Source organism: Streptomyces aurantiacus JA 4570, from assembly GCF_000414115.1.
Classification (GTDB): Bacteria; Actinomycetota; Actinomycetes; order Streptomycetales; family Streptomycetaceae; genus Streptomyces; species Streptomyces aurantiacus_A.
On record NZ_AOPZ01000296.1, the window covers coordinates 1 to 6,321 of the forward strand.

Sequence of the window (6,321 nt, forward strand, 5' to 3'; positions counted from 1 at the left end):
GGGCCCGCCGCCCACGCGCCGGGGCGCCGACCGGGAACGGTCAGGTGGCCGCGTACATCACCCCACCCCACCCCCGAGCGCCGGCACCGGTGCCGCGAGCCGGCCCGACCTGCCCAGCGAGCGCAGCGCCACCGCGCAGCCCGCGCCGAGCACGGCGAACGCCAGCCACGGCACCGCGGGCAGCCCTTGGCTCTCCCCCACGTCGAGCAGCGCGCCCATCGCGAGGTTCCCCAGCGTGATGCCGATGCCGCACACCGTGTTGTAGAGGCCGTAGTGCGTGGCGACCCACCGCTCCCGCGCGAGGGAGACGACGGTGTCCATCTCGAACGGGTAGAGCACCGCGTTCGCGGCCGCAAGGGCCGCGGCGCACAGCAGCAGCGCCGCGACGCCCGCGTACCCCGGCCCGCCGAGCGCGGGCGGCAGGAACGCGGCGCCCATCAGGCCGAGCCCCGCGACCAGGCACTGCTCACGCGTCCACGTCCGTTTGCACCAGTCGGTGATCCGCAACTGCCCGACGAGCGCGACGACTCCCGACACCACGAACAGCCCGCTGGTCGCGGCCGTCGTCGCCGTGCCCCCGCCGAGCAGCCGTTCCACCTCGAGCGGCAGCGCGAGGTACACCTGGAACGACAGGACGTACGAACCCGTCATGGCGAGCGAGAACAGCCAGAACGGCCGGTTGCCGAACACGGCCCGCCACTGCCCGCGCCCCGCACCGCCGGCATCCCCCGCGGCCGCGGCCGCGTCGCCGGCCCGCCGCACCGGCAGCCGCAGCACCTGCACCACCGAGAGGACGGCGAAGAGCACCGCCGCCACCGCGCAGGTGAGCTTGAAGTCCACGCCGGTCAGGGCGAGTCCGACGAGCGGTCCGACCAGGATGCCGGTCTGGTAGAAGACGTTGAACAGCGCGAACGCCTCCACGCGGCGCTCCGGCGTGCCCGCCTCGACGGCGACGTACGCGCGTACCGCAGGATTGAACAGCGCCCCCGCGAGCCCGGTCGCCGCCGACGCCGCGATGAGCACCGGCAGCGTCTGCGCGAAGGCCAGCGCGGCGAAGCCGCCCGTGCGCAGGGCACAGCCGGCCACGATCATCGGCTTGTACCCGAGCCGGTCGGCGAGCGCGCCGCCGACCAGGAACATTCCCTGCTGGGAGAGGTTCCGCACGCCGAGCACCAGGCCCACCGCCCAGGCGGCGAGCCCGAGTTCACCGGAGAGGTGGGCCGCGAGATACGGCATCAGCATGTAGAAGCCGAGGTTGATGCTGAACTGGTTGACGAAGAGGAGCTGCACGGCGGGTTCGAAGGCCCGCGCGCGAGCCCAGACGCCGGTCACTGGACGCCGCCTTCGACGGGGGCGGCGCCCACCGGCTGGGCAGAAGCAGCGCCCACGGGCGTGGTGGCGGGCGCGGGCGTGGTGGCGGGCGCGGGCCGTCCGAGGACCGCGCCCACCACCTCCCGCCGCCCCGCGGCACCGCACCGCCCGGCCCGCCACCTGCTCCACTCCACGACCCCGTCGCCGGGCCCGGACACCTCCCGGGGCTCGTCGGGGATCGCGCCGGGCCGCCCGAGCAGCCCGTGCGTACCGCAGTACTCGTCGTTGAACACCGTGTCGAAGTACCGCTGCGGCCCGTCGGGGAACACCGCCGCGATCCGCGTCCCGCGCGGCCTCGTGCGGGCGAGCCACGCCGAGACGAGCGCGACCGCGCCCACGCTCCAGCCGCCGGTGGCGAACTGCCGCTCCGCGAGCCGCCGCGCGGTGCGCACCGCTTCGGCGGGCCCCACCCAGTGGACCTCGTCGAACGCGGCGTGGTCGACGTTGCGCGGGTGGATCGACGAGCCGAGCCCGCGCATGAGCCGGGGCCCGGCGGCGAGCCCGAAGATGGTCGAGGCGACGCTGTCCACGCCGACGAGTTCGAGCCCCGGCAGGGCCTCGGCGCGCAGTGCCCGCGCGATCCCGGCCGAGTGCCCACCGGTTCCGACGGCGCACACGAGCACGTCGAACTGCCCGATCTGCCGGACGAGTTCGGCTGCTAGGGGCTCGTACGCGGTCGCGTTGTCGGGGTTGTGGTACTGGTTCGGGCACCAGGCGCCCGCGAATTCCGGGCGGCCCATCAGCTCGGTGACCCGGTCGACGCGGGCCTGCTGCCAGCCGCCCACGGCTCCGGGTTCGCGTACGAGGTGGACGCGGGCGCCGTGCGCGGTGAGCATCCGCTCCACGATGGGTTCGAGGCCGGGGTCGGTGACGATGTGCACGGGGTGGCCGTAGTGCACGCCGGCCAGCGCGAGGCCGAGGCCGAGGGTGCCGGACGTCGACTCGACAATGGGCGCGCCGGGCCGCAACTCGCCGCGGGCGCGGGCGCGTTCGACCATGTGGAGGGCGGCGCGGTCCTTGATGCCGCCGAAGTTGAAGCCTTCGAGCTTGGCCCAGTAGCCGCGGCCGCCCTCGGGCGAGGGTTCGTCGATCCAGAGCACGGGCGTGTTGCCCACGGCGGCCGCCGCGGGCTGAAGGTTGCCGATCATGCGGGGGGTGTCCTTCGTGTGCTGCGCACGGGTGCGTACGGGGATTCCGTACGTGTGCGTACGTGGATGGGGGGTGGCATGGGAGTCCGCACCGGGACTCCGAGGCCCCCTCAGTTCCGGTCCACCCCGATGACGACGAGGAGTCGCTGGCCCGATGCGGTGCAGCAGGGCCCCGCTCTCGGCGGCGCGCACCCGCCGACCACGTCCGCTCCGCCGGCGCCCGACGCCGGCCCGTCGGCCCGCTCACCGCCGCCCTTGCCGCTCTTGCCGCCCGCGCCTTCGGTCCGCTCCCGGTCGACCGGTTGCGCGGCGAGCGCGGCGGGGTGCGCCGTTCCGGCGTGCTCGCCGTGGGCGGGTCCCGGGCAGGCGTGATGGACGGGCGGGGTGGCGATGACGGCGTTCGCGGCGGCGAGCCCGTGCGGCCCGTGGCACACACCGGCGAACAACGCGCAGGTGGTGAGCAGCACCACCGACAGCACGTATCGCAGCCGACTCATAGTGATCACAACGCTACGCAGGGCACAGGCGTCAGCGCAAAGCCCGCTGCTCACAACGGCGTGAAACAACGCCACGGACAGCCGAAACAGATCGATGGGCATGCGGGCATACGGATATGCGGGGCATACGGGCATGCGGGCATACGCCGAAGGCCCGGAACCACGCAGTGACTGCGCGATTCCGGGCCTTCGAACTACTTCTTCAGTAGCGGGGACAGGATTTGAACCTGCGACCTCTGGGTTATGAGCCCAGCGAGCTACCGAGCTGCTCCACCCCGCGTCGGTAAACTGAACAGTACGCCATGCGGGGCACAGAAGGCGAATCGGTTGAACGGAGCCCCTCGGGGCCCCTCGGAGCCCCTCGTGCCCCGGGGCCCGCCCCCTTCGTTGAACCGGCCGTGAAGACCACCACGAAGATCACAGCGACCCTGCTCGCTCTCGGCGTGAGCGCCGTCCTGGCCGGCACCGCACAGGCGACGGGCCCCGGCGCACCGGACCGAACCCGGGCCGCGGCCCCCGCAGAACTGACCCTGACCCTGACCCGCCCCCAGGGCGACGCCGCCGGATCCCGCACGGCCACCCTCAAGTGCGGCCCCACAGGCGGCACTCACCCGGCCGCGCGGTCCGCGTGCGCGGAGCTGGGCGCCAGAAACGGCACGATCGAACAGAAGCCCGCCGACGGAGTCTGCACCATGATCTACTCCCCGGTCGTGGCCGAGGCGACCGGCACGTACAACGGCCGCCCGGTCAGCTTCAAGAAGAAGTACGGCAACGACTGCGAGATGCACCAGCACACCGGAGCGGTCTTCGAGTTCTGAGCCACGCCCGCCAGGTCCGGCCGAAGCCGGAGCGAGCCCGGCGCCCGGCCAAGTGACAGGCCCAGGTCGGAACTTCCCGACCTGGGCCTGAGTGGTAGACCGTGTGGGACTCGAACCCACAACCAATGGATTAAAAGTCCACTGCTCTGCCAATTGAGCTAACGGTCCTCGCCGACATGGTGTCGGCGCACCCCTGAGCATAGCCCGCCGGGCCCCGGCTTCCGATCGGGTATCGCATCCGCGTCCGTTCGGGGCCCGGCGGGCGGCGTCGGGGGCCCGCTACTGCTCGTGTGCGTTGCGCCCGGGGTCGGGCAGGGGGCTGCCGGTCTCCAGAAGGGTCTTGAGGCTGGCGACGAGCAGCGGCCACGCCTGGCTGCACATGCCGTGCAGCGCTCCCTCGGGGGCGAAGTCGTCGTGCACGACTGTCAGCCGGGTGATCGGCCCCTGGGGGTCGACCGTGAACGAGACCTTGGTGCGCGGCTCGGCGGCGAGCTGGGCGCGCAGCGGTTCGGGGACGTCGACCGCGCGGGCCCACTCCGGGGTGAAGGTGTGCCAGGTGTAGGCGAGTCGGCTCTGCGGGACGCACTCCAGGACGACTTGCTCCGGCGCCGCGATCCGCGCTTGCCCCTGCCGCCATTCCATGGCGGAACCCGGCTCCCAGTCGGTGCTGAACGTGACGCCCCACCAGCGGTCGGTCAGGTGCGGGTCGGTCAGGGCCTGCCAGACCTTCTCGGGACCGGCGTGCACGTAGGTCGTGCAGGTGATGGCTGTGCTGTTGTTCATGGCTGGGGTCCTTTCGTTCAGTTCAGACGGTGCGGCGGTACGAGCCGGTGCGGCGGTACGCGGCTATGCCGGGGGCGTGGCATCCCCCTCCGCGGCCTCCGCCCGGCGCTTGAGGTTCCGGAGGCGGCGGTCCCATCTGGACGCCAGGTCGGCGAGATGCCGCGCGCAGGCGTCGAGCGGGCCGGGGCGGACCTCGAAGAGGACGGCCCGGCCGGCCCGTCCTGACGTCACCAGGCCCGCCTCACCCAGGACCTTCAGGTGCTTGAGGACGGCTTGGCGGGTCACGGGCAGGCCGTCGGCCAGCTCGGTGGCGCTGGCCCGTCCGGCCCCCGCCAGGTGCTCCAGGATCATGCGGCGCGTGGGATCCGACAGTGCCGTGAGGACCGTGCCCAGGTCGGGCTCTTCGGCCCCGTCGGCGCCGGGCCCCCCGCTCCCGCTCACGCCGGCCCACGCTCCGCACGCCGACGGGCCAGGGACAGCTGCTGCGCCCATCCCTCGACGTTGCCCTCGAAGTTCCGCTTCCGCTCGTCGAACGGCGCCTCCAGGGACGCGAACCCGCTCTCGACCACCCGGAGCACCACGTCGTCGCCCCGCGCTTCGAGCCGGAACTCCACCCGGGTCGCGTTGCCCTCGACCGGCACCTGACCGGGGAAGCCGCTCGCCCATTCGTAGGCGATGTACGTCGGCGGCTCGGCCGCCACGGTCCGCACCGGGAAGCTGCCGTACTTCGGGTCCACGACGACGTCGAGGCCGTTCTCGCTCCGCACGTCCCGCGCGCCGTCCTCGTCCCCGTCGTTCACCCACCAGCCCGGGCTGCTGACCAGCTCCCACACCCGCGCCAGCGGCGCGTGGATGACGATCTCCCGCTCGATCCGGTCCGCGAAGTCCACAGAAGTCATGGTGTACGCCTCCCTTTCGCTCGCTCCCTGAAGTGCTACCTCCAGGTTGCACCTCGAACGCCGATAGTGCAACCGCAGGGTTACTTCTCGTGGGTCAGGGAACGACGAAGGCCCGTACGACGCTGTGTCGTACGGGCCTTCCTCATGCTGCCGGCGTCAGAGCGAGCCGGTGTCAGCCGTTGCGCTTCCAGCGCGGCTTGTCGTCGCGGCGGCCGAAGGAGCCGGTGCCGGAGCCGCGGTGGTCGCCGCCGCGGTTGTACGACGGGCGGTCGTGGCCGCCGGAGCGGTGGCCGCCGGCCGGGCGGTCGTCGCGGCGGTCGCGGTTGAACGGGCGGTCGCTGCCCCGGTGACCGGACGGGCGGTCGTCGCGGCGGAAGCCGCTGCCACCACGGTCGTCACGACGCTCGAAGGAACGGCCGCCACGGTCGTCACGACGGTCGTCACGGCGGAAACCGCTGCCGCCACGGTCGTCACGACGGTCGCGGTTGAACGGGCGGTCGCTGCCGCCGCGGTCGTCACGGCGGTCGCGGTTGAAGCCGCGACGCTCGAAGGAACGGCCGCCACGGTCGTCGCGACGGTCGTCGCGGCGGAAACCGCCACGGTCGCCCCGGTCGTCACGGCGGTCGAAGGAGCGGCGGTCCTTCTCGTAGTTGCCGCGCTCGTCACGGGCCGGACGGCGGTCGTACGAGGGGCGGTCCTCGCGGGCCGGGCGGTCGTCGCGGGCCGGGCGCTCGGCAGCCTGCTGCTCCGGCACCACGGCGGCGGCCTCGGTGACGGCGTCGGCGGCGGGCGCCTCGGCACGGCG

The 6,321-nt window shown here is 73.2% G+C and carries 7 protein-coding genes, 2 tRNA genes and 1 pseudogene; 1 reads left to right on the forward strand and 9 read right to left on the reverse strand.

From position 1 onward, the window contains the following. Positions 1-57: 57 nt before the first annotated feature. From STRAU_RS26185 to STRAU_RS26200, 4 genes are all read right to left on the reverse strand, one after another. Entirely contained in the window at positions 58-1,332 is a 1,275-nt protein-coding gene (locus STRAU_RS26185) for an MFS transporter (RefSeq protein ID WP_016643411.1), read from the reverse strand. Continuing rightward, positions 1,329-2,519: a PLP-dependent cysteine synthase family protein gene (locus tag STRAU_RS26190; RefSeq protein WP_016643410.1), complete on the reverse strand. Its 1,191-nt coding sequence runs from the start codon at positions 2,517-2,519 to the stop codon at positions 1,329-1,331. The genes STRAU_RS26185 and STRAU_RS26190 overlap by 4 nt, the downstream gene beginning before the upstream one ends. Positions 2,520-2,629: 110 nt before the next feature. Then, complete coding sequence (locus tag STRAU_RS26195) at positions 2,630-3,016, reverse strand: hypothetical protein (protein WP_158692124.1); 387 nt, start codon at positions 3,014-3,016, stop codon at positions 2,630-2,632. A 206-nt stretch (positions 3,017-3,222) separates the two neighbouring features. Continuing rightward, positions 3,223-3,296 (reverse strand) — tRNA-Met (locus STRAU_RS26200). Positions 3,297-3,414: 118 nt separating this feature from the next. On the opposite strand from STRAU_RS26200, the gene STRAU_RS26205 reads away from it, so the two are divergent. Further along, positions 3,415-3,834 carry an SSI family serine proteinase inhibitor gene (locus STRAU_RS26205; RefSeq protein WP_016643413.1) on the forward strand — a complete coding sequence of 140 codons (420 nt, stop codon included), beginning with the start codon at positions 3,415-3,417 and terminating at the stop codon, positions 3,832-3,834. A 92-nt stretch (positions 3,835-3,926) separates the two neighbouring features. Here STRAU_RS26205 and STRAU_RS26210 read toward each other — a convergent pair. The 5 genes and pseudogenes from STRAU_RS26210 to STRAU_RS39185 form a co-directional block, all read right to left on the reverse strand. Then, a tRNA-Lys gene (locus STRAU_RS26210) sits at positions 3,927-4,002 on the reverse strand. A 111-nt stretch (positions 4,003-4,113) separates the two neighbouring features. Then, complete coding sequence (locus STRAU_RS26215; RefSeq protein ID WP_016643414.1) at positions 4,114-4,617, reverse strand: SRPBCC family protein; 504 nt, start codon at positions 4,615-4,617, stop codon at positions 4,114-4,116. Between the two features lie 63 nt (positions 4,618-4,680). Beyond that, on the reverse strand, positions 4,681-5,058 hold the full coding sequence (locus STRAU_RS26220; RefSeq protein ID WP_016643415.1) for an ArsR/SmtB family transcription factor: 378 nt from the start codon (positions 5,056-5,058) through the stop codon (positions 4,681-4,683). After that, positions 5,055-5,516: an SRPBCC domain-containing protein gene (locus STRAU_RS26225; protein WP_037661968.1), complete on the reverse strand. Its 462-nt coding sequence runs from the start codon at positions 5,514-5,516 to the stop codon at positions 5,055-5,057. Before STRAU_RS26225 ends, STRAU_RS26220 begins: the two co-directional genes overlap by 4 nt. Before the next feature lie 172 nt (positions 5,517-5,688). After that, positions 5,689-6,321, reverse strand: a pseudogene (locus STRAU_RS39185) (DEAD/DEAH box helicase); the annotation flags it as partial.